Source organism: Nocardia sp. IBHARD005 (genome assembly GCF_052814245.1).
This window is the reverse complement of sequence record NZ_CP199935.1, coordinates 5,367,095-5,387,598: the sequence shown is the minus strand read 5'-3', so window position 1 is coordinate 5,387,598 and position 20,504 is coordinate 5,367,095. Positions and strand designations below refer to the sequence as shown.

The following is a 20,504-nucleotide window of genomic DNA, read 5'->3' as shown; positions in this document are numbered from 1 at the left end:
ATCGATTGCCCGTGGGAGTGGGGCACGGCAAGACCCATCGGGTGGAGCACACGTTCACCAGGGACGACGGTGAGGTCGCCGCGACGATGTCGTGGTGAGCGGCCTGCTCGACCTACGGACGCGCAAGTTGGTCGCGGATCCGGCGCGGGTCTGGGCTGAACACGCACGCGATCCCGCGCTACTCGGGCTGGCGCCGCGACCGGCGTGAGTGTCGTGTCGTTGGTCGGCCGGAACTCGGCGATGCTCTAGACTTTCGAACAACTGTTCGTGTCTTCGAAGGGGTGGCCGGTGCGGGTGATGGGCGTCGATCCGGGGCTTACCCGGTGCGGGCTCAGCATGGTCGACAGTGGGCCTGGCCGGAAGGTGGTCGCCCTCGATGTGAGGGTGGTGCGGACGCCGCCGGATGCCGAGCTGGCATTGCGGTTGATGGCAGTCGCCGATGCCGCCGAGGAGTGGATGGATACCCATCGGCCCGAAGCTGTCGCGATCGAGCGGGTGTTCGCGCAGCACAATGTGCGGACCGCGATGGGAACAGCACAGGCGGGTGGAGTGATCGCGCTGGCCGCCGCGCGGCGCGGGATCCGGGTGGCGTTCCATACGCCCAGTGAGGTGAAAGCCGCTGTCACCGGCAACGGTACGGCGGACAAAGCACAGGTCACCGCCATGGTGACGCGGATTCTCGGGTTGCAGGTCGCGCCGAAACCCGCCGATGCCGCCGACGCGCTCGCGCTGGCCATCTGTCATTGTTGGCGGGCGCCGCTGATGGACCGGATGGCGGCCGCGCAGGCGCAGGCGGAGCAGGTCCGCCGCCGCTACGAACAACGGCTCGCCGAACAACGGAAGGTGGTGCGCGGGTGATCGCGTCGGTACGCGGTGAGGTACTCGAGATCGCGCTCGATCACGTGGTGATCGAGGCCGCGGGCGTCGGCTACCGACTCAATGCCACCCCGGCCACCCTCGCCGGGCTCACCCGCGGCGAACAGACCCGCCTCTACACGGCGATGATCGTGCGCGAGGACTCGATGACCCTGTTCGGGTTCGCCGACACCGAAGCGCGCGAACTGTTCGGGCTGCTGCAGACCGTCTCCGGCGTCGGCCCGCGCCTTGCGATGGCGGTGCTCGCCGTGCTCGAACCCGAGGCGCTGCGAAAAGCGCTGGCCGAGAGCAATGTCGCCGCCCTGACCCGGGTCCCCGGCATCGGCAAACGCGGCGCCGAGCGGATGGTCGTCGAACTGCGCGACAAGGTGAATCAGGTTGCTGTGCCCACCGGTCCGCCTGGCGCGGAAACGCCGAGTACCCCTGTGCGCGAACAGGTTTCCGAAGCGCTCATCGGCCTCGGGTTCCCCGCGAAGCAGGCCGAACAGGCCGTCGACACCGTCCTGGCCGACCAGCCGACCGCCACCACCTCGGTGGCCTTGCGCGCGGCGCTCGGCCTGCTCGGCAAGAACAGGTAGACCGTGTACGACGACGACATCGACGAGACCGACGAATCCGACCTCACCGCCCGGTATCTCAGCACCGACGGCGAAGCCGAAACCGGTCTGCGTCCCACCTCGCTCGACGAGTTCATCGGCCAGCCCCGGGTGCGCGAACAGCTCGCACTCGTCCTGCGCGGCGCCAGCCTGCGCGGCGCCACCCCCGACCACGTCCTGCTGTCGGGACCGCCCGGCCTCGGTAAGACCAGCATGGCGATGATCATCGCGGGCGAACTCGGCACCGCCCTGCGCATCACCTCGGGTCCGGCACTGGAACGCGCGGGCGACCTCGCCGCCATGCTGTCCAACCTGGTCGAGGGCGATGTCCTGTTCATCGACGAGATCCACCGGATGGCCCGCCCGGCCGAGGAAATGCTGTACCTGGCGATGGAGGATTTCCGCGTCGACGTGGTGGTCGGCAAAGGCCCCGGCGCGACCTCGATCCCCCTCGACATCGCCCCGTTCACCCTGGTCGGCGCCACCACCCGCTCGGGCGCGCTCACCGGCCCGCTGCGCGACCGCTTCGGTTTCACCGGCCACATGGATTTCTACGACCCCGCCGAACTGCTGCAGATCCTCACCCGCTCGGCCCGCATCCTCGGCGTGCAGATCGACCACGACGCCGCCGCCGAAGTCGCCGGACGCTCCCGAGGTACTCCGCGTATCGCCAACCGGCTACTGCGCCGCGTCCGCGACTACGCCGAGGTCAGGGCGGACGGCATCATCACCCACCCGATCGCGATGGCGGCGCTCGAGGTCTACGACGTCGACGCCCTTGGCCTTGACCGGCTCGACCGTGCCGTCCTCGGCGCGCTCGTGCGTGGATTCGGTGGGGGACCGGTGGGCGTATCGACCCTGGCCGTCGCCGTCGGCGAGGAGGCGGCCACCGTGGAGGAAGTCTGCGAACCGTTCCTGGTGCGTGCCGGACTCGTCGCCCGCACACCCCGCGGTCGGGTCGCGACGGCGGGCGCCTGGGAGCATCTGGGCCTGGTACCACCGCCCGATCTGGTGATCGGCGCCATCGAAGTGCGTGGGCGCGAACCGCAGCCGAGCGTCGATCGCTTCGACTGAGATACCTCGGCTCCAGGCGGGCACGGTACCGCGGCGTCGTCTACTGTCGATTCGGTGGCAGTCCTAGAGGTGGTGCAACGATTCCCCGAGCCGTTGCGTTCCCTGCTCTTGAAGCATCGGGAACTCCTGAAATTCGCCGTGGTCGGTGCGGTCACCTGGTTCATCGATACCGGGGTCGTGTACGCGGTAAAACTGACCGTGCTCGGCGACAAGCCGCTCACCGCGCGCCTGCTCGGTGCGCTGATCGCGACGATCGCCTCCTACATCCTCAACCGCGAGTGGTCGTTCAACGCCCGTGGCGGCAGGCAGCGCAGTCACGAAGCGGCCCTGTTCTTCGCGGTCAGTGCCTTGGGCATCGTGGTCACGATGATCCCGCAGGCACTGTCGCTCTACGCGCTCGATCTGCGTGTGCCGCACGTGGATCCGACCGTGCAGATGGTCGCCAACTTCATCTCGGGACAGATCCTCGGCGTCCTGCTGGCCATGGCGTTCCGCTTCTGGGCCTTCCGCCGCTACGTCTTCCCCGACGACCTGCGCGAAGCCGAACTCCACAGCATCCAGGGATAGGGAGATGGGCGGCACCACCGCGGCGTAGCCGCCCATCGAGGCTTCCAGGCCGAGAACCCGCGGCACCAGCCGCCACAATCACAGTCGGCGTTCGGGGTGTTCCAGGGCGGTGATCACCAGGTCGATGAAGGCATCTACTTCTTCGCGGGCGTAGCCGCGGGTGCCGAGGCGGGTGTCGGTGAAGCGGACGCCGCGCACGTCGGAGGTGGTGAGGCTGCCGGGGCCGTTGTGGGCCAGGGTCGCCGCGACCAGGTCGAGAAAGGCGTCGACCTCTTCCTCGTGATAGCCGCGCCTGCCGATGGCGGACTGGGTGAAACGCATGCGGTGCACGTCGTCGGGGGTGAGCATCTCGGCGACATCGTCGCCCGCCCGTGCCGCCGGAACGGGAGCGCCGCCCTTCTGGCGATGTTCGAGCTCGGTGCGCACCCGGTCGAGGAAGTCGTCGACCTGGTCGGCCTGATACCCGCGACCGCCGAAACGCGGTGCGCCGAAGTGCACGTGGCGGATGTCGTCGGCGGTGAGCGCGCCCTGCCCGTCGAGGGTGGCCGACACCCGTTCCAGAAAGGCGTCCACCTCGTCTGCGTGGTAGCCGCGATGCCCCAGCGTCGGCATGGCGAAGTGGGTGCGGCTCACATCGTCGGGCGTCACAGCGGTCATTGTTTCAGGATTGCCCTTCTATCCCACGGCTTTTCGCTATCGGGCAGCGGCGCGCACGCCATCGATGAACAGCCGCCGCACGGCGTGACTGTACACCGACATCGATGCCGGATCAGGCGTTCGCATGCCCGCGACGAGCCCGGCGACGATCATGCCCAGTGCCGCCTTGGCGGTACTGGCGGTGTCGATATCGGCGCGAAGGTAACCGACACGGATGCCGTGCTCGAGGTAGCGCGTCATGAGGATCTCGGTGGCGTCGATCAGGCCGTACACCCGTTCGGTGAGTTCGTCGTCGATGCCGGTGGCGTGGAACAGCAGCAGGTGCGCCGTGCGTGGATCGTCGAGCAGGACGCGGTTGAGGGAATCGCCGATCCGGGCGATCAGCGCGGCGTATTCGGTGATGGTTGCCGCGCTCTCGGGCTCGATGTCATCGTCGAGCGCGCCGAAGATGCGCCCGCTCACCTCGTCGATGACATGGTCGATGATGTCGCGCTTGTTCGCGAAATAACGGTAGAAGGTGCCGTGCCCGATGCCGAGGCGCGTGGCGATATCGGCGATCCCGGTGGCGTGGTAGCCCTTCTCTGCGAAGCAGTCGAACGCGGTATCGACTATCTCCCTGCGCAATTCGGCTTTGCGCTGGTGGATTCGCGAGGGTGGCTTCGTCACATTGACGATGTTACTGTCGATGTCACCGGAATGACGCGTCATTCTGGTGATTCGGCATTCTCCTAGCTCGAGGTGGAGGTTCGACGTGGTACCTCAGTTCGACGCGGTCGTGGTCGGAGCGGGTTTCGGTGGCATCGGTGCAGGCATCGAACTCGACCGGCTCGGGTTGCGCGATTTCGTCATCCTGGAACGGGAGGACGACCTGGGCGGCACCTGGCATGTGAACAGGTATCCGGGTCTGGCGGTCGACATCGCGTCGGTGACCTACTCCTATTCCTTCGAGCCGAACCCGCGCTGGACCCGGCTGTTCGCACCCGGCGCCGAGTTGAAGAAATACGCCGAGCACGTGGCAGGCAAATACGATCTGCGCAGGCGGATGCGGTTCGGTACCGTCGTCGACGGTGCGCGCTGGGACGCGGAGAACCAGCAGTGGGTGGTCTCGATCGCCGGCGGTGAGACGCTCACCGCGCGCTATCTGCTCGCGGCGACGGGGTTCCTGTCCCAGCCCTACACTCCGCCGTTCCCCGGCATCGAGTCCTTCGCCGGCAAGATCATCCACACCACCGACTGGGACGCCGATTACGATCTGACCGGCCGCAAGGCCGCCATCATCGGCACCGGCGCCACCGCGGTGCAGTTGGTGCCCGAGGTCGCGAAGAAGGTCGACGCGCTGACCGTGTTCCAGCGGACCCCGATCTGGGTGGTGCCCAAGGTCGACGCCCCGATTCCGGGGGTCGTGCGGGAACTGTTCGACAGAGTCCCGCTCACGCAGAAGGCGGCACGGCTGGTCAATACCGGCATGCTCGAGGCGCTGATGGTCGTCGGCGTGCTGCATTACAAGCAGGCCAAACCGTTGAACCGGGCGGCCGCCGCGCTGGCCAAGGCGCACCTGTTCGCGCAGGTGCGTGATCCGGAGACCAGGCACAAGCTCACCCCGCACTACGACTTCGGCTGCAAGCGCCCGACGTTTTCCAATCAGTACTTCAAGACGTTCAACCAACCGCACGTACGGCTGGAAACGAATTCGATCGACCATGTGGAACCCGACGGCATCGTCACCGCCGACGGCCGCAAGACCGAGATCGACACCCTGCTGCTCGCCACCGGCTTCAATCTCTGGGACGTGAACTTCCCGGCCATCGAGATCGTCGGCCGCGAGGGCGTGAACCTCGGAAAGTTCTGGCGCGACAACCGTTTTCAGGCCTACGAGGGCATCACCGTGCCCAAGTTCCCGAACTTCCTCAGCCTCAACAGCCCCTACTCCTACAGCGGGCTGTCGTACTTCACCACCATCGAAGCCCAGATGAAGCACATGGGCCGGTTGTTCACCGAACTGTTCCGCCGCGGCGAGCAGACCTTCGAGGTCACCGAGGAGGCCAACGCGGAGTTCCTCGACCGGATGACCGGCAAGCTGGGTTCCTCGGTGTTCTACGGCGGCGACTGCGCCACCGCGCGCAGCTACTACTTCAACCAGCACGGTGAAGCGGCGTTGCTGCGACCGACCAGCACCGCCGCCGCGCACCGCGAGGCTGTCACCTTCCCGCTCGACGATTACCTCTACGGCCCCGTCGCCTGAGTGCCCTCGGCCCCGGTTCGCGCACCGCGGACCGGGGTCGTTTCACGCGCGCGTCGGTGTCCGGTGTGTCGCCGCGGCGCGGAACTGGCAGACTGTCAGGCGTACTTGCACGTCCACCACTGACTAGGGACTGACTTCGACGATGGACTTCCTGTTTCCGCTGCTGATCCTGGCCCTGCTCGTGCCGATGTTCTTCGGTATCCGCAAACAGAAGCGGGAGGCCGAGAAGGTCTCGACGATGCAGGAGGCCTTGAAGGTCGGTGACGCTGTCGTCACCACCTCGGGTCTGTACGGCACCGTCGTCGACCTCGACGAGAACACCGTCGACCTGGAGATCGCCGAGGATGTGGTCACCACGTGGCTGCGTCAGGCGATCCGTGAGGTGCGTGCCGACGAGCCGACGGCCGAACAGACCCCCGAGGTCACCGAAGCCCCCGCCGAGGAAGCCGTGGAACAGACCGAGACCCGGCTGACCAAGGACTGACCAGTCTCTTTTCCCGCCCGGGCGCGCACTGCGTTTCCGGGCCGGGCACCGTTGTGCCCACCGATCCAGCCTCGACTTCCGCCTAGGAGATGACCTGCTGTGCCACCTTCCCAAGGATCGGCGCATCCGTTCCGGCTGCTCGGCGTCTACGCCGCGCTGCTGGCCGTGATCTACGCGCTGGTGTTTTTCACCGGTGACCATTCCCCGTCGGCCAAGCTCGGCATCGACCTGCAGGGTGGTACCCGCGTCACGTTGACCGCGCGTACCCCCGACGGCAACAAGCCGAGCCAGGAGAGCCTGAAGAAGGCGCAGGAGATCATCGAGAACCGTGTCAACGGTCTCGGCGTCTCCGGCTCCGAGGTGGTCATCGACGGTGACAACCTGGTCATCACGGTGCCCGGCGAGGACAGCCAGCAGGCACGCGCGCTGGCCACCACCGCCAAGCTCTACATCCGCCCGGTGCTGTTGGCGACCGAGCCGCAGGCAGGCGGGGCGGCTCCGCCCGCGACCGGCACCGCACCACCAGGTGGCACCGCACCCCCGGCGGCGACGGACACTCCGGCGCCCGCGCCCGGTGAGTCGACCGCGCCCACCGGCGAGGCACCGACCACCCCCGCACCGCAGTCGCGGGTGTTCCCCGCACAGGCACCGCCGACGCCGACGCCACCGCCCGGTGGTCTCACCCACCAGCAGCAGCAGGCCAAGGAGATCGCCGACGCCAAGGCGCTGCGCCAGGGCACCGATCAGCAGGTTCAGCAGGTCGCCCTGGCGGCCATGGACTGCACCAAGCCCGACCCGCTGGCCGGTAACGACGACCCGACCCTGCCGCTGGTCACCTGCTCGCAGGACGGCACCGAGGTGTTCCTGCTCGGCCCGAGCCGCATCGACGGCCAGGAGATCGCCGACGCGACCTCCGCCCTGAACTCGGCGCAGGCCCGGCACGAGGTGAACCTCGAGTTCAAGTCCGCCGGCGCCGACGCCTGGCAGGCGCTGACCGGTGAGTACGTCAACAAGCGGGTCGCCTTCGTGCTCGACTCGAAGGTCGTCAGCGCCCCGGTGGTGCAGCAGGGCCCGCAGTTGGGTGGTCGCACCTCGATCTCGGGTAGCTTCACCGCCGACAGCGCGTCCGAGCTGGCCAACACCCTGAAGTACGGTTCGCTACCGCTGTCGTTCCAGACCTCGGAAGCGGAGACGGTCTCGGCGACGCTCGGCCTGTCCTCGCTGAAGGCGGGTCTGCTCGCCGGTGCCATCGGCCTGATCGCGGTGCTGCTCTACTGCCTGCTCGTGTACCGGATGCTCGGCCTGCTGGCCGGGTTCTCGCTGATCGCGGCCGGTGTCGCCGTCTACGGCATCATCGTGCTGCTCGGCCGGTGGATCGGCTTCACCCTCGACCTCGCCGGTATCGCCGGTCTGATCATCGGTATCGGTCTGACGGCGGACTCGTTCGTGGTGTTCTTCGAACGCATCAAGGACGAGATGCGCGAAGGCCGCAGCTTCCGCTCGGCCGTGCCGCGCGGTTGGGCACGAGCCCAGCGAACCAACCTGTCCGGTAAGACGGTCAGCTTGATCGCGTCGGTCGTGCTGTATCTGCTCGCCGCCGGTCAGGTGAAGGGCTTCGCCTTCACCCTCGGTGTCACCACCGTGCTCGACGTGATCGTGCTCTATCTGGTCACCGCACCGCTGCTGATGCTCGCTGCCCGCTCGCCGTTCTGGGCAAAGCCGTCGGTGAACGGTCTCGGCTCGGTTCAGCAGATCGCCAGGGAACGCGGCCAGGCCAGGTCGAAGGAGATGTCACGATGAGCAACGACAACCCCACCGAGGAATCGGTGAACCTGGACAAGTACGAGCCCGCACAGGGCCCGAAGCACGGGTTCTTCGAACGGCTCTACACCGGCACCGGCGGCTTCCCGATTGTCAGCAGGCGCAGGTTCTTCTACACGATGTCGGCGGTGCTGCTGCTGATCTCGCTGCTCAGCATCGCGGTGCGTGGCTTCACCCTCGGTATCGATTTCGAGGGCGGCTCGCGCATCCAGATCCCCGCGGCCGACAACGTCAGCACCCAACAGGTGGAAGACGTCTATGCCCAGACACTCGGCCACGGGCCGGTATCGGTGCAGAAGGTCGGCTCCGGGGCCTCGGCCACCATCCAGGTGCGCTCGGAAACCCTCGACCTGACCCAGACCGAGCAGGTCCAGTCGGCGCTGTTCGATCGGTTCCAGCCCAAGGATTCCGCGGGTGAGGTGAGCCGCAACGCCATCAGCATCGCCGAGATCAGCGAGACCTGGGGCGGGCAGATCACCCAGAAGGCGCTGATCGCGCTGGCGGTGTTCGTGCTGTTGACGATGATCTACATCGCCATCCGCTTCGAACGAGACATGTCGATCGCGGCGATCGTGTCGCTGTTCTTCAACCTGTTCGTGACGGCGGGTATCTACTCGCTGGTCGGGTTCGAGGTGACACCGGCCGCGGTGATCGGTCTGCTCACGATTCTGGGCTACGTGCTCTACGACAACGTGGTGGTCTTCGACAAGGTCGAGGAGAACACCCGGGGTGTGCTGCACCTGAACAAACGCACCTATGCCGAACAGGCCAACCTGGCTGCCAACCAGACGCTGATGCGCTCGATCAGCACCACCGTCATCGGCATCCTGCCGATCATCGGCATGCTGGTGATCGCGGTCTGGCTGCTCGGTGTCGGCACGCTCAAGGACCTCGCGCTGGTGCAGCTGGTCGGCATGATCGTCGGCGCCTACTCCTCGATCTTCCTCGCCGTGCCGGTGCTGGTCTCGATCAAGGAACGCTGGGGTCCGGTGGCCGCGCACACCAAGAAGGTCCTGGACAAGCGTGCCGGGGTCGGCGCGGGCGTCCGGGTTCCGGTGGGTGCATCGGCGGCCCGTGGTCCGCGACCGACCGACAGCGGTGCGCCGCGGCCGGGTACGCGTCCGAGCGGGAAGCGTCAGAAGAGAAGGCACTGACGACCGACAAGCAGGGGGTCTCATCATGCGACGCAGCACGATTCGACTGATCACCGTGCTCGCCACGGCGGCCGTGACCACCTCCGTGGTGGCCGGCTGCTCGGCGAAGAACCAGGTGCCCTCCATCGGGTACGCGGTCGACGCCGCGGTCGCCAGCTACAACGGCGCGAGCACGCTCGGTGCCAGTAGCGGTGCCACCGCGGTGTTCGGCCGCGTACTGACCGGGTTCTTCTACACCGGACCCGATGGTCAGCAGGTGGCCGACACCGACTTCGGCACGGCCAAGGAAGTACCGGGCGAGACCCAGACGGTGCAGTACCGGCTCAACCCGGACGGGGTGTACTCCGACGGGGTGAAGACCTCCTGCGACGATCTGGTGCTGGCGTGGTCGGCCCGCTCGGGCCAGTTCACCCGCCCCGGCGATCGCGGGCCCGTCTCGTTGTTCGACGCGGCGAGCACCGCAGGTTACGACGAGATCGAACGGATCGACTGCCAGCCGGGATCCAAGGACGCCACCGTGGTGTTCCGGCCGGGCAAGCACTACCTGCCGTGGCGGACGCTGTTCACCGCGGCCGAGGTGATGCCCGCGCACGTGGTGGCGCAGGCGGTCGGGGTGCCGAATGTGGTGAACGCCCTGCAGACCGGCGACGGTGCGGTGATCGGCCGGATCGCCGATTTCTGGAACAGCGGCTGGACCGTCGAGGCGGGGGCGCTCGATCTCACGAAGTTCCCGTCGTCGGGGCCGTATCGGATCGAATCCTTCAGTGCCAAGGACGGTTTGGTGCTGGTCGCCAATGAGAAGTGGTGGGGTGATGCGCCCGAGACCAAGCGGATCGTGGTGTGGCCGAAGGGCACCGACTTCGCCGCCAAGGCGAAGGAGAACGCGCTCGGGGTCGTCGATCTCGGGGCCGGGTCGGTCGCGGATCTGAAGCTCGACGGTTTCGACGAGCAGACGGTCGCGAGTCGCGGCGCCGAACAGCTCGTGCTCGCCACCGGCGGGGTGTTCTCGCGGGTGGAGGTGCGCCGGGCGTTCGCGCAGTGTGTGCCGCGGCAGGCGCTGTTCGACACCCTCGGTAAGGCGGGGGAGCCGCCGAAGCGCGGGCTCGGTGCGGGTGTTCTCAATGCCCGTGTGGTGCAGCAGGATTCGCTGTACTACCCGGCGGTGATCGGGGGCGCCGATCGGTATCGCGGCGCCGACATCCCCGCAGCCACCGCGACCTTGGCCTCCGTCGGCACGGCGCAGCCGACGGTGCGGATCGGTTATCAGGGGCCGGACGCGCGTCGCGCGCAGACCGTGGCGATGATCGCCGAGTCCTGCCGCGGGGCGGGAATCACCGTGGTCGACGCGGGTGCGCCCGAATTCACGCCATTGCGGCTTCCTGAGGGTGCGGTCGACGCGGTGCTCGGCGGAACCGGTGCGGTGCAGGGGCCCGCGGGGTCGAGCGCGGGTGTGGTCGCGTTCGCCGCGTTGCGGGCAGGTAGCGGTCTCGATTTCGGTGGCTTTGCTAACGGTCGCTACGATGCGATCACCGATCAGCTTGCGGGCGAGACCAACTCGACCGCGACGCTGAACCTGCTGACCGAGGCCGAGAACCTGCTGTGGGCACAGCTACCGAGCATTCCGCTGTTCGCGACGCCGCGCACCATCGCCTTCGGCAACGGCATGCAGAACGGGATCGCCGGGCCGACACAGGCCGGTACCGGGTGGAACATGGATCGCTGGGTGTTGCAGCGATGAGAAGTGTAGACGTGAGAGGCGAGGGTTGATGAGCAAGCACGCGGTGGCCGAGTCCGACGATCAGGCCAGTGAGCGGACCGCCGAGGCGGCCGAGGCGGTCACCCGGCTGACCCGCTGGCACGACGACTTCCCCACGCCGGGTGTGCGTTTCGCCGATCTCACCCCGGTCTTCGCCGACGCCGCCGGCTTCCGCGCGGTCATCGACTGCTTCGCCGCCATCGCCCCCGACGTCGACCTCGTGGCCGGTGTCGACGCGCGTGGCTTCCTGCTCGGCGCGGGTGTGGCGGCGACCCTCGGCACCGGTGTGCTCGCTATCCGCAAGGGCGGCAAGCTCCCGCCGCCGGTTGTCTCGCGCGAGTACGAGCTCGAATACGGTTGCGCCGCACTGGAAATCCCCGCCGACGGTGTCGCCCTCGAGGGCAAGCGGATCCTGCTGCTCGACGACGTCCTCGCCACCGGCGGCACCCTCGCCGCCGCGGCCGCCCTGTTCAAGGAGATCGGTGCCGAGGTGGTCGCCGCCGCCGTGGTGATGGAACTCGAGTTCCTGAAGGGGCGCGAGCACCAGGGCGATTACCCGGTGACCTCGATCGTCAAGATCTGACCCATCCTCAGCGTGCCGCGCGCAGCATCAGCCAGATCGGCGGGCCGCCCGGGATTTGGAGTTCGGCCGTCACCGTGAAGCCGAAGCGTTCGTAGTACGGAACGTTGGCCGGGTTGCTGGATTCGAGATAGGCGAGTCCGCCTTCGGCGTCGACGCGCTCGAGCCGGGAGCGCAGCAGGGCGTGTCCGAAGCCACCGCCTCTGGCATCCGGGGCAGTGCCGATCATGCCCAGGTACCAGTGTGGTTCGGCGGGGTGGTTCTTCTTCACCAGGTCACCGACCTGTTTGCCCGCCAGTGTGCGGCGGCCGAAGGCGCGCCAGAGGCCGGGCATCGTGCGAAGTTCGGTGATCGTCGACGTCTGAGCCCGGCGCGGCGGGGTCCACAGGGCCGCGCCGCCCACCGTGCCGTCCGGGCGCAGCGCCAGTTCGGACGCACCGCTGGGGATGAAGATGTGGCGCGCCATGGTGGCGAAGAATCGGGGCAGACCGACCGCTCGCCGGTGCGGATCCGGCAGGATCCAGCTCATTACCGGGTCGTTTTGGAAGGCCTCGGCCAGCGTCCGCGCCGCCGCATCGATGTCGCTCTGACCGGCTGTCCGCACCACAATCGTCTCCGACATCGCACTCCTCGGCTAGTGGGCTGTGCCTGTGCGCTCGCCCTGAATCCAGCCTAGCTGCGCCATGAGCGGGCTCACAGGTCTAGGAAAGGGGTGGCGCGCCGGGGTGCGGGGGTGTTATCAATGAGGGGTCTTGTTCCCGGCGATCGGAGTCACGCGTTGATTTCTTGAGGTAGCGCTCTCGGACGGTCCGCATGCTGCGCACCGTGTATCCGTCGCACCTCCAGGGATCCGCATGACCTCTCTTTCTTTTTCCGATCTCACCTTTCACTGGCCGGATGGCACCGCTGTCTTCGACGGGCTCGATGCTGTCGTCGGACCCGGGCAGATCGGCCTTGTCGGCAGCAACGGCGCCGGAAAATCCACGTTGCTGCGTCTGGTGGCCGGTGAACTGAAGCCGGTGCGTGGGTCGGTCTCCGTGCCGGGCAGCCTCGGGTACCTGCGTCAGGACCTGGGCATGCGCACCGGTCAGCGGGTCGACGCCCTGCTCGGCATCGCCGAGGTGCGCGAGGCACTGCACCGCATCGACAGCGGTATCGGCGAGCCCGTGGACTTCGACACCGTCGGCATGTCCTGGCAGGTCGAGGACGAGGCCGTCGCACTGCTCGGCAAGCTCGGGCTCGACTACGTCGCCACGTCGGTCGAGGACCTGGACCGCACCCTGGACACCCTGTCCGGCGGCGAAACCGTGCTGCTCGGCCTGGTCGCCGAACTCTTGCGCGAACCCGATGTGCTGCTGCTCGACGAACCGACCAACAACCTCGACGCGGTCGCCCGCGGGCGGCTCTACGCGGTGATCCGGCAGTTCGCCGGCACCGTGATCGTGGTCAGCCACGATCGCGAACTGCTCGACCGGATGGACGGCATCGCCGAACTGCGTGCGGGTGAAATCCGTTCCTTCGGAGGTGGTTTCAGCGACTACGAGCGGATCATCGAGGCCGAGCAAGAGGCGGCGCGCGCTGCCGTGCGTGACGCGCGCAGCGATGTGCGCAAGCAGGCGCGCGAACTCGTCGACGCGCGAACGAAACTGGACCGGCGGGCCCGCTTCGCGCAGAAGATGCAGGACAACAAGCGGGTGCCGAAAATCATTGCGGGACTGCGTAAGAACGCTGCCGAGGTGTCGGCGGGGAAACTGCGCAACTCCCACATCGACAAACTCGACTCCGCCCGCGAAACCCTCGACCACGCCGAGGACTTGGTGCGTGCCGACCGGGAGATCCGCGTCGAACTCCCCGGTACCCGGCTGTATCCGGGGCAGGATGTGCTCGACCTACAGCAGGTCGAACTGGCCAACGGGCCGGTAGTCGAGCTGCGCGTGAGCGGACCCGAGCGGATCGCGTTGACCGGGCGCAACGGGGCGGGCAAAACCACTCTGCTGCACCGGATCGTCGCCGAGGAGCCGAAGGTGGCGTGGCGGTTGCTGCCGCAGCGCCTCGACGTCTTCGACGAAACGCGAACGGTTTTCGAGAACGTCGCCGCGGCCGCACCGCACGCGACACCGGAACAGATCCGCGGTCAGCTCGCTCGGTTCCTGTTCCGCGGTGCCGACGCAGACATCGCCGCCGCCGCGCTCTCGGGCGGCGAGCGATTGCGCGCGGCCCTGGCGACCCTGCTGCTCGCCGAGCCTGCCCCCAAACTGCTGATGCTCGACGAACCGACCAACAACCTCGACCTACCCAGCCTCGCCCACCTCACCCAGGCACTGGCGAGTTTCGAGGGTGCGCTGATCGTGGTCAGCCACGACGAGCGCTTCCTCGACGACATCGGGGTCACCCGCAGGCTCGAGCTCACCCCCGGGGGGCTCGTCGAGTAGCGCCCGGCGATCAGTCCAGCAGGTCGGCGGCGTGGTTGACCTCGAGCGCCTTACGCAGCCACTTCTGCAACTGCTCGAAGTCGCCGCATTCCAGGATGCGATCGCGCACGTCGGCGGGCACCGCGATCCCGCGCGCGTCGAGCACGGTCAGAACCGACTTCGCCTCTCCACGTGCCTCTCCACGTGCTTCCCCTTCGGCGAAGTACGTGCGAGCGAAGTCGCTGCGGTATTCATACCCTTGAAGCCCGGCGGCCATCAGCGTCTCCCACTCGGTTCGTGCTGCGACGGGCAGCGTCGACAGGATGAAGTCATAGTACAGCGCAGCACGGTCGCCACCCAGGGTGCTGAGGGCAGAGAGCAGCGCCAGCCAGATCGACCGGTGCTCGGGATGTTCGGAATGTGCCAACGCGGAAAGCACTGCCAGCTCGGGTAGCGCTGTGGCGGTTTGGAGGTCGGTCACGACCGGGATGCCGGCGGGGTCGAGGACGATCGGGCACAGTCCGACAGAGGGATTGCCATAGCCGATATCGATCGGCTTTGCTGCCCAGCGGGCCGTCCGCGCATCGGGGCACAGCACGAGTAGCAATGTCCGGCAGCGGAGCTTTGCTCGCAGTGACGCTACATAGACCGGCCACGACCAGCGTTTGTCCGGGTCCGGTCTGCGCTGTACTTCCACGACGACCGCCAAGACTCGTCGGCCATCGTGGTGAAAGGCGACAACGGTGTCCGCGTGATACTCGGTCGGTGCCAGGACGGTGGCGTCGCCGGGGACAGTGGTGATCGTCTCGTACTCGGGTAGCTCACAACCCAGTCCGGTGAGGAGGGGCGCGACCAGGGCGGGCTGGTGCTGGAAGAGATCGATCACCACTTCGTGGGGAGCCGACGGCATGTGCCAGAAGGTAGCTGACGAGGAGGGTGTGTGGCGAATCTGGGGGTGCCCCTTGACGATCGCCGTTTTGGTTGAATAGACTAAAACAGCGAGAACGTGAGAGGGAGTGGTTCGGATGGGGTACGGGAACTGGGACGACACCGCCTACCGGGCGGGGAAGACATATCGCGCGCGGCAAGGAGTGGATGATTTCGGATACACCGCCCAGATGCGGGCGAAGCCGTACGACACCTGGTGCGCGCATCCGCTGCTCGATCCGTTCGGAGTCGGCAAGCGCGAGTGCCGGGACTCGACCGAACACGGGAACTCGCTGCCGGTGGCCGTGCTCTTCGATGTGACCGGGTCGATGGGGCGGGTGCCGCGCATCATGCAGGACAAGCTCGGGAAACTGCACGGGCTGCTGAAGAACAAGGGGTACGCGCAGGATCCGCAGGTCCTGTTCGGCGCGATCGGCGACGCCGATACCGATCGGGTGCCGTTGCAGGTCGGGCAGTTCGAATCCGACAACCGGATGGACGAACAGCTGCGGGCCATCCTGCTCGAAGGCGGCGGTGGCGGGCAGAAGTCCGAAAGCTATGAACTGGCCGCCTATTTCATCGCCGAGCACGTCGCGACGGACGCCTGGGACAAGCGCGGTAGGAAGGGCTATCTGTTCCTGATCGGCGACGAGCTGAACAAGCCTCGCCTGGCCGCGCGGCACATCCGGGCGGTGGTCGGTGACCATGTGCGCCGCGATGTGTCCGTCGAGTCGATCTATCGCGAACTCGAGCAGCGCTGGCACGTGTACTACATCCTGCCGAATCAGTCGTCGTACTACCGGGATCCGGAGATCGCCGAACACTGGCGGGCGTTGCTCGGGCAGAATTTCCTGAAGCTCGACGATCCCGGCGCGGTCTGCGAATTGATCGCGCTGACCATCGGATTGGGCGAGGACCGGGTCGATCTCGATACCGGGCTGGCCGATCTGCGCGACGTCGGGTCGGGTGCGGAGGCCGACGCGGTCGGCCGGGCGCTCGGGTCGAAGCCAGGGCGGACCATGCGCGCGCTACCACCGGGGCATTGAGCTCGAAGAGGAAGGAACGCTGCGATGTTCGGTGCTGATCACCTCGTCGTCGTCGACCTGGGCTTCGGTGATGCGGGTAAGGGTGCGACGGTCGACTGGTTGTGCTCACCCGAGGCGGATCTCGGGGTGGCGGCCGTCGTGCGGTTCAACGGCGGTGCGCAGGCCGCGCACAACGTCGTGGCCGATGGTCGCCACCACACCTTCGCGCAGTTCGGATCGGGGACCTTCGCCGGGGTGTCGACCCTGTTGTCGCGGCACATGCTGGTCGAGCCGATCGCGCTCGCCGCCGAATCCGAACAGTTGGCCGCGCTCGGCGTTCGCGACCCGCTCGGCCTGCTCGCCGTCGACGGGGGTGCCCTGCTGACCACGCCGATCCACATCGCGGCGAACCGTGCGCGCGAGGACGCGAGGGGTGCCTCGCGGCACGGTTCCTGTGGCCGTGGCATCGGCGAAACAGCCTGGTACGCACTGGAACACGACGCGCCGACCGTTGCCGACTGCCGGGCGCCGACCGTACTGCGCGCCAAACTGGATCGGCTTGCCGCGCACTACGGCAGCCTCGTCGGGCCGAGCACGCACGGCTACGAATCGATCGACGCCCTGGTGGCGATGTACCGCGATTTCGCGCGAGCCGTCCGCATCACGGGCGCGGATGAACTCGCCAGGGCCGCGCACGGCGGGCGATTGGTGTTCGAGGGTGCGCAGGGGGTGCTGCTCGACGAGTGGCGTGGCCTGCACCCGCACACCACCTGGTCGACGGTCGAGCCACGCAACGCGCGCGCCATGATTCGCGAAATCGGCGGAACCGCAGTAGTTCTCGGCGTCACCCGCACCTATATGACCCGGCACGGCGCGGGTCCGCTGCCGACCGAAGCGGCACTCGGAATTCCCGAACCGCACAACGGCACGGGGCAGTACCAGGGTGCGTTCCGGCAGGGACACCTCGACCCGATCCTGTTGCGCTACGCCGTCGATGTGTGCGGTGGGATCGACGGGTTGGTCGTCAACCACCTCGACGTGCCCGGAACGCTCTGTGCCGCACAGGCATACGACACACCTGCGGGCAGGCTGACCGAGCTCGCCCCCGGCCGGTGGCGTGATCTCGATCACCAGCAGCGGCTCACCGGCCAATTGCTGGACGCGACACCGATTCTCGCGCCGATCGACGACGACCCGGCAGCGTGGCTGGCCGAGCGGTTGCGGGTACCTGTGGTGCTGACCGCCCACGGCCCGGATCGGCGCGACCGCGCTGTCGCGGCTCCGCGCGCCGACCGGAGGGGGCGGCCCGGTTCTGTCGGTGGGCAGGGAAGAATCGGGGCATCCGTACTGTGAACCGCGGTATCGGCCGGTGACAACGCAATGCGCCCGGAGCAGGGCCGCTCGAGGCAGGATGGGGTGACGTGGAGCAATCCGTTGTGTCGATCGACGTCGTGACATTGCGGTGCTGGGACGCCGATAGCGGCGTTCGCCTCGGCATCGCCCCCCGCGAGTTCGAGCCGTTCACCGGCGAACTCGCGCTACCCGGCGTGCTGCTCGGCCGCGGCGAACGCCTCGTCGACGCCGCCCGACGCGCCGTACACACCAAACTCGGTGTGCCGACCGAGGCGATCGGTGCCGTCGGCCAGCTCGTCACGTTCGACGAGCCCCATCGCGACCCGCGCGGCCCGACGCTGGCCATCGCCATGTGGGCGGTGGTCGCCGAACACGATGGGCCTGCCGAGTGGGTGGGTTTCGACAAGGTCCCGCCGCTGGCGTTCGACCACAATCGCATCGTCGACACCAGCCGTAGCCTGCTGGCCGGACTCCTCTGGAAGGACGCGACGCTCACCCGAGCGCTGGCGGGCACCGAGTTTCCCGCTACCCGCGCGGTCGATCTCAGTACCTCCCTCCACGGCGCTCGTCCCGACGCGGCCAACCTCAACCGCACGCTCGCCGCGATTCCGGGGCTGGGCCGGACCGGTGAACGTCGCCGGGTGAAGGCCACCGGGCGGCCTGCCGTGGTGTGGGCGTTCGACGTCGACGAGGGCAGCTCCGCGCGCTGAGCCGCGTCGGCGACAGCGTGGCCGCGTTTCGCTCGGCGAGTCGAGCGCACCGCGGTGGCGCGGGCCATCGCCGCGAATGGCGGCTCGAATCCGTGACGATATCGGTGTTCGCCTGTGCCGCTGAGCCTTTCACCTTCCGCGCTCAGTCACCGAAGGCTGTGGTGTCGAGATCGTAGAGGGCGTAGGCGCGGCGGAGTACGGGGTAGGAAACATTGCGGACAGGGACGTTTCCGGTGGTGTGGCCGTATTCGGTGCCGGAGTGGGCGTGGCCGTGCAGGGCCAGGGTGGCGGCGGCCGTGTCGATGGCCTCGCCAAGGGCTTCGCAGCCCAGGCCGGGGTAGATCGACGGGGCCTCGCCGGTGAGAGTTTCGGTGGTGGGGGAGAAGTGGGTGAGAGCGATGCGGGTGGGGGTGTGCAGAGCTGTGAGGGCGTGGTGGAGGCGGTGCGCATCGACGGTGCCGCGGCGCATGAGGGCGCGGTGTTCGTCGGTGCCGTTCTCCGGGTCGCCGGGGTGAGTGGGGAAGCCGCCGGACCCGCCCATGACGCCGGCGATGCCGATGCGGTGGCCGCGAATGGTGCGGATCGTCGAATCACCTTCCAGCACTTGGACTCCGATGTCGGTGAGCATGCCGGTGATGAGATCGGTGCAGCCGCCGTCGTGGTCGTGATTGCCGAGAACCGCGATGACCGGCACGGCGATGTCGACGAGTTCGGCGCAGAGGAGTTCGGCCTCGTACTCGGTGCCGCCGTCGGTGAGATCACCTGCTAGCAGCAGCATTTCGGCGTGTGTGCCCAGACGGAGGAAGTCGGACCGGAACTTGCCTGCGACGGCCGGACGCATATGCAGGTCGGCGGTGGCGGCAATGCGGACGGGCGCTGGGTTCCCCACCTGCCAAGAGGGCCACAACGGCCACCCTGTTGTCAACGGAATTCGCGGACAACGGTGGTGGCCGGCTCGTGGAATCCACCGACGAAGCGCAGACCCCGGCGCGAGGCCGGACGAAAGGATGCGGTTCGTTGGTTGTTCAGCGGGGCGTACAGGCGATGCGTACCCGGTGAAACGTCGATGAATACCGTGGTGGCGGGCTCGCCGAAGCGCACGCGGTCCCTCATCGTGAGGGTATGCGCGAGATGTCGGCCCCGGCGAAAGTGCTTGTTGCGCTGGTCACCGCGTTGGTGACGATTCCGCTGGTCGGGTCTGCCGCGGGGTCGGTGGCGGCGTTCGACGATGTGGGGGCGACGGTCGATGCGGCTGCCGCGTTCGGAGCGCCGCGACGCGGGGTCGGCGCGGTGGTGAACAAGGTCGTGGTCATCGGGATCGACGGGTTGATGTTCGACAAGGCCGACTCCGCGCAGGCACCACGGTTGCGCCACCTCGCCGCGCAGGGGCTGCTGTCGCAAGGCAACATCGCGGGGCACATCACGATTTCCGGGCCGTCGTGGGCGAGCGCGCTGACCGGGGTGTGGGACACCGAGCACGGGATCACCGACAACGAATTCGACGCGAGTCCGTTCCTGGCGCACCCGACTGTGTTCACCCGGATCGAACGGGCCGACCCCGCCCGGCACACCGTGTCCATCGGCACCTGGCACCAGATCGCGACGATCGCCGCCACCGGTGACCGGCGCGCCGACCTCGCCCTCACCACCGCCCCGGTCGCCGACGACCCCGACGAGTCGGCCACCGACGCCGCGACCGCGACCGAAGTGGTGTCCTCGATCGAGCGTGCCGGCCCCGACCTGGTGTTCACTCACCTCGACCAGGTCGACCTCGCAGGCCACCAGCACGGCGGAGCGTCGCGCGCCTACCTTGCCGCGATTCGCCGGGTGGACGCCCTGGTCGGCCAGATCGTCGCGGTAGTCGACCGGCGCGCGGAAGCCTTTCCCCGCGAACAGTGGACCGTCCTGGTCACCACCGACCACGGCCACCTCCCGACCGGCGGCCACGGTGGCCAGACCCCCGCCGAAACCGCCAACTTCGTCATCGCCCGCGGCGCCGATTTCACCCCGGGCACCACCAGTGCCTACACCCTCGTCGACATCACTCCGACGATTCTCGACCTTCTCGCCACTCCGCCAGGCCGCCTTGACGGCCGTAGCATTCGCACCTGCATTGCCCCGGCGACGAGCACTGCGGGGGTCGGGCGCGCCCGCCGGCCTGAAACGCCTCGACGTCTTCATATAGGCCGTTCAACCAGCTAGCTGATGCCCGGATTTGCAGGAAATCGAGGAGTAGCCGTGAGTGCGCCTCGGCTGCTCCAGGGGGAAATC

21 protein-coding genes are annotated in these 20,504 nt (G+C 67.8%); 15 read left to right on the top strand and 6 right to left on the bottom strand.

Annotated features, from left to right (window positions below):
• Positions 1–288 precede the first annotated feature (288 nt).
• The 4 genes from ruvC to ACTWPB_RS25355 are packed head-to-tail and all read left to right on the top strand — an operon-like array spanning position 289 to position 3,113.
• Positions 289–858: a crossover junction endodeoxyribonuclease RuvC gene (ruvC, locus tag ACTWPB_RS25370; protein ID WP_446226475.1), complete on the top strand. Its 570-nt coding sequence runs from the start codon at positions 289–291 to the stop codon at positions 856–858.
• Positions 855–1,454 carry a Holliday junction branch migration protein RuvA gene (gene ruvA / locus ACTWPB_RS25365; protein WP_378914576.1) on the top strand — a complete coding sequence of 200 codons (600 nt, stop codon included), beginning with the start codon at positions 855–857 and terminating at the stop codon, positions 1,452–1,454. The genes ruvC and ruvA overlap by 4 nt, the downstream gene beginning before the upstream one ends.
• A gap of 3 nt (positions 1,455–1,457) precedes the next feature.
• Complete coding sequence (ruvB, locus tag ACTWPB_RS25360) at positions 1,458–2,546, top strand: Holliday junction branch migration DNA helicase RuvB (RefSeq protein WP_446223032.1); 1,089 nt, start codon at positions 1,458–1,460, stop codon at positions 2,544–2,546.
• Between the two features lie 54 nt (positions 2,547–2,600).
• Positions 2,601–3,113, top strand: coding sequence for a GtrA family protein (locus ACTWPB_RS25355; RefSeq protein WP_446223031.1), 513 nt, complete (start codon positions 2,601–2,603; stop codon positions 3,111–3,113).
• A 78-nt stretch (positions 3,114–3,191) separates the two neighbouring features.
• Here the strand turns inward: ACTWPB_RS25355 and ACTWPB_RS25350 are convergent, their stop codons facing one another.
• Both ACTWPB_RS25350 and ACTWPB_RS25345 read right to left on the bottom strand, forming a co-directional pair.
• Positions 3,192–3,770: a DivIVA domain-containing protein gene (locus ACTWPB_RS25350; RefSeq protein ID WP_446223030.1), complete on the bottom strand. Its 579-nt coding sequence runs from the start codon at positions 3,768–3,770 to the stop codon at positions 3,192–3,194.
• 36 nt (positions 3,771–3,806) lie between these two features.
• Entirely contained in the window at positions 3,807–4,436 is a 630-nt protein-coding gene (locus tag ACTWPB_RS25345) for a TetR/AcrR family transcriptional regulator (protein WP_446223029.1), read from the bottom strand.
• Positions 4,437–4,521: 85 nt separating this feature from the next.
• Between ACTWPB_RS25345 and ACTWPB_RS25340 the strand changes: the two genes are divergently transcribed.
• The 6 genes from ACTWPB_RS25340 to ACTWPB_RS25315 all read left to right on the top strand — a co-directional run bounded on the left by ACTWPB_RS25340 (position 4,522) and on the right by ACTWPB_RS25315 (position 11,810).
• On the top strand, positions 4,522–6,012 hold the full coding sequence (locus ACTWPB_RS25340) for a flavin-containing monooxygenase (protein WP_446223028.1): 1,491 nt from the start codon (positions 4,522–4,524) through the stop codon (positions 6,010–6,012).
• A gap of 142 nt (positions 6,013–6,154) precedes the next feature.
• Complete coding sequence (gene yajC / locus ACTWPB_RS25335; protein WP_446223027.1) at positions 6,155–6,496, top strand: preprotein translocase subunit YajC; 342 nt, start codon at positions 6,155–6,157, stop codon at positions 6,494–6,496.
• 99 nt (positions 6,497–6,595) lie between these two features.
• The gene (gene secD, locus ACTWPB_RS25330; RefSeq protein ID WP_446223026.1) at positions 6,596–8,296 is read left to right on the top strand and encodes a protein translocase subunit SecD; all 1,701 of its coding nucleotides are present in this window, start codon (positions 6,596–6,598) and stop codon (positions 8,294–8,296) included.
• Positions 8,293–9,471, top strand: coding sequence for a protein translocase subunit SecF (gene secF, locus ACTWPB_RS25325; protein ID WP_446223025.1), 1,179 nt, complete (start codon positions 8,293–8,295; stop codon positions 9,469–9,471). Before secD ends, secF begins: the two co-directional genes overlap by 4 nt.
• A 25-nt stretch (positions 9,472–9,496) precedes the next feature.
• Positions 9,497–11,209, top strand: coding sequence for an ABC transporter substrate-binding protein (locus ACTWPB_RS25320; RefSeq protein WP_446223024.1), 1,713 nt, complete (start codon positions 9,497–9,499; stop codon positions 11,207–11,209).
• Between the two features lie 28 nt (positions 11,210–11,237).
• A complete protein-coding gene (locus tag ACTWPB_RS25315; RefSeq protein WP_446223023.1) occupies positions 11,238–11,810 on the top strand; it encodes an adenine phosphoribosyltransferase in 573 nt (190 codons plus the stop codon).
• A gap of 7 nt (positions 11,811–11,817) precedes the next feature.
• Here ACTWPB_RS25315 and ACTWPB_RS25310 read toward each other — a convergent pair whose 3' ends face one another.
• Positions 11,818–12,429, bottom strand: coding sequence for a GNAT family N-acetyltransferase (locus tag ACTWPB_RS25310; RefSeq protein ID WP_446223022.1), 612 nt, complete (start codon positions 12,427–12,429; stop codon positions 11,818–11,820).
• Positions 12,430–12,661: 232 nt separating this feature from the next.
• On the opposite strand from ACTWPB_RS25310, the gene ACTWPB_RS25305 reads away from it, so the two are divergent.
• Positions 12,662–14,239: an ABC-F family ATP-binding cassette domain-containing protein gene (locus ACTWPB_RS25305; protein WP_446223021.1), complete on the top strand. Its 1,578-nt coding sequence runs from the start codon at positions 12,662–12,664 to the stop codon at positions 14,237–14,239.
• Between the two features lie 10 nt (positions 14,240–14,249).
• On the opposite strand, the gene ACTWPB_RS25300 is transcribed toward ACTWPB_RS25305, so the two are convergent.
• The gene (locus ACTWPB_RS25300) at positions 14,250–15,128 is read right to left on the bottom strand and encodes a hypothetical protein (protein WP_446223020.1); all 879 of its coding nucleotides are present in this window, start codon (positions 15,126–15,128) and stop codon (positions 14,250–14,252) included.
• A 115-nt stretch (positions 15,129–15,243) separates the two neighbouring features.
• On the opposite strand from ACTWPB_RS25300, the gene ACTWPB_RS25295 reads away from it, so the two are divergent.
• The 3 genes from ACTWPB_RS25295 (at position 15,244) to ACTWPB_RS25285 (ending at position 18,233) form a co-directional block, all read left to right on the top strand.
• Positions 15,244–16,191: a hypothetical protein gene (locus tag ACTWPB_RS25295; RefSeq protein WP_446223019.1), complete on the top strand. Its 948-nt coding sequence runs from the start codon at positions 15,244–15,246 to the stop codon at positions 16,189–16,191.
• 24 nt (positions 16,192–16,215) lie between these two features.
• Positions 16,216–17,523, top strand: coding sequence for an adenylosuccinate synthetase (locus ACTWPB_RS25290; RefSeq protein WP_446223018.1), 1,308 nt, complete (start codon positions 16,216–16,218; stop codon positions 17,521–17,523).
• 68 nt (positions 17,524–17,591) lie between these two features.
• Entirely contained in the window at positions 17,592–18,233 is a 642-nt protein-coding gene (locus ACTWPB_RS25285; protein ID WP_446223017.1) for an NUDIX hydrolase, read from the top strand.
• A 142-nt stretch (positions 18,234–18,375) separates the two neighbouring features.
• Here ACTWPB_RS25285 and ACTWPB_RS25280 read toward each other — a convergent pair whose 3' ends face one another.
• Both ACTWPB_RS25280 and ACTWPB_RS25275 read right to left on the bottom strand, forming a co-directional pair.
• Positions 18,376–19,122 (bottom strand): metallophosphoesterase family protein, encoded by a 747-nt coding sequence (locus ACTWPB_RS25280; protein ID WP_446223016.1) that lies wholly within the window; start codon positions 19,120–19,122, stop codon positions 18,376–18,378.
• A 32-nt stretch (positions 19,123–19,154) separates the two neighbouring features.
• On the bottom strand, positions 19,155–19,346 hold the full coding sequence (locus ACTWPB_RS25275; protein ID WP_446223015.1) for a hypothetical protein: 192 nt from the start codon (positions 19,344–19,346) through the stop codon (positions 19,155–19,157).
• Between the two features lie 9 nt (positions 19,347–19,355).
• Here ACTWPB_RS25275 and ACTWPB_RS25270 point away from each other — a divergent pair, with 9 nt between their 5' ends.
• Positions 19,356–20,435 carry an alkaline phosphatase family protein gene (locus tag ACTWPB_RS25270; protein WP_446223014.1) on the top strand — a complete coding sequence of 360 codons (1,080 nt, stop codon included), beginning with the start codon at positions 19,356–19,358 and terminating at the stop codon, positions 20,433–20,435.
• Positions 20,436–20,504: the final 69 nt, after the last annotated feature.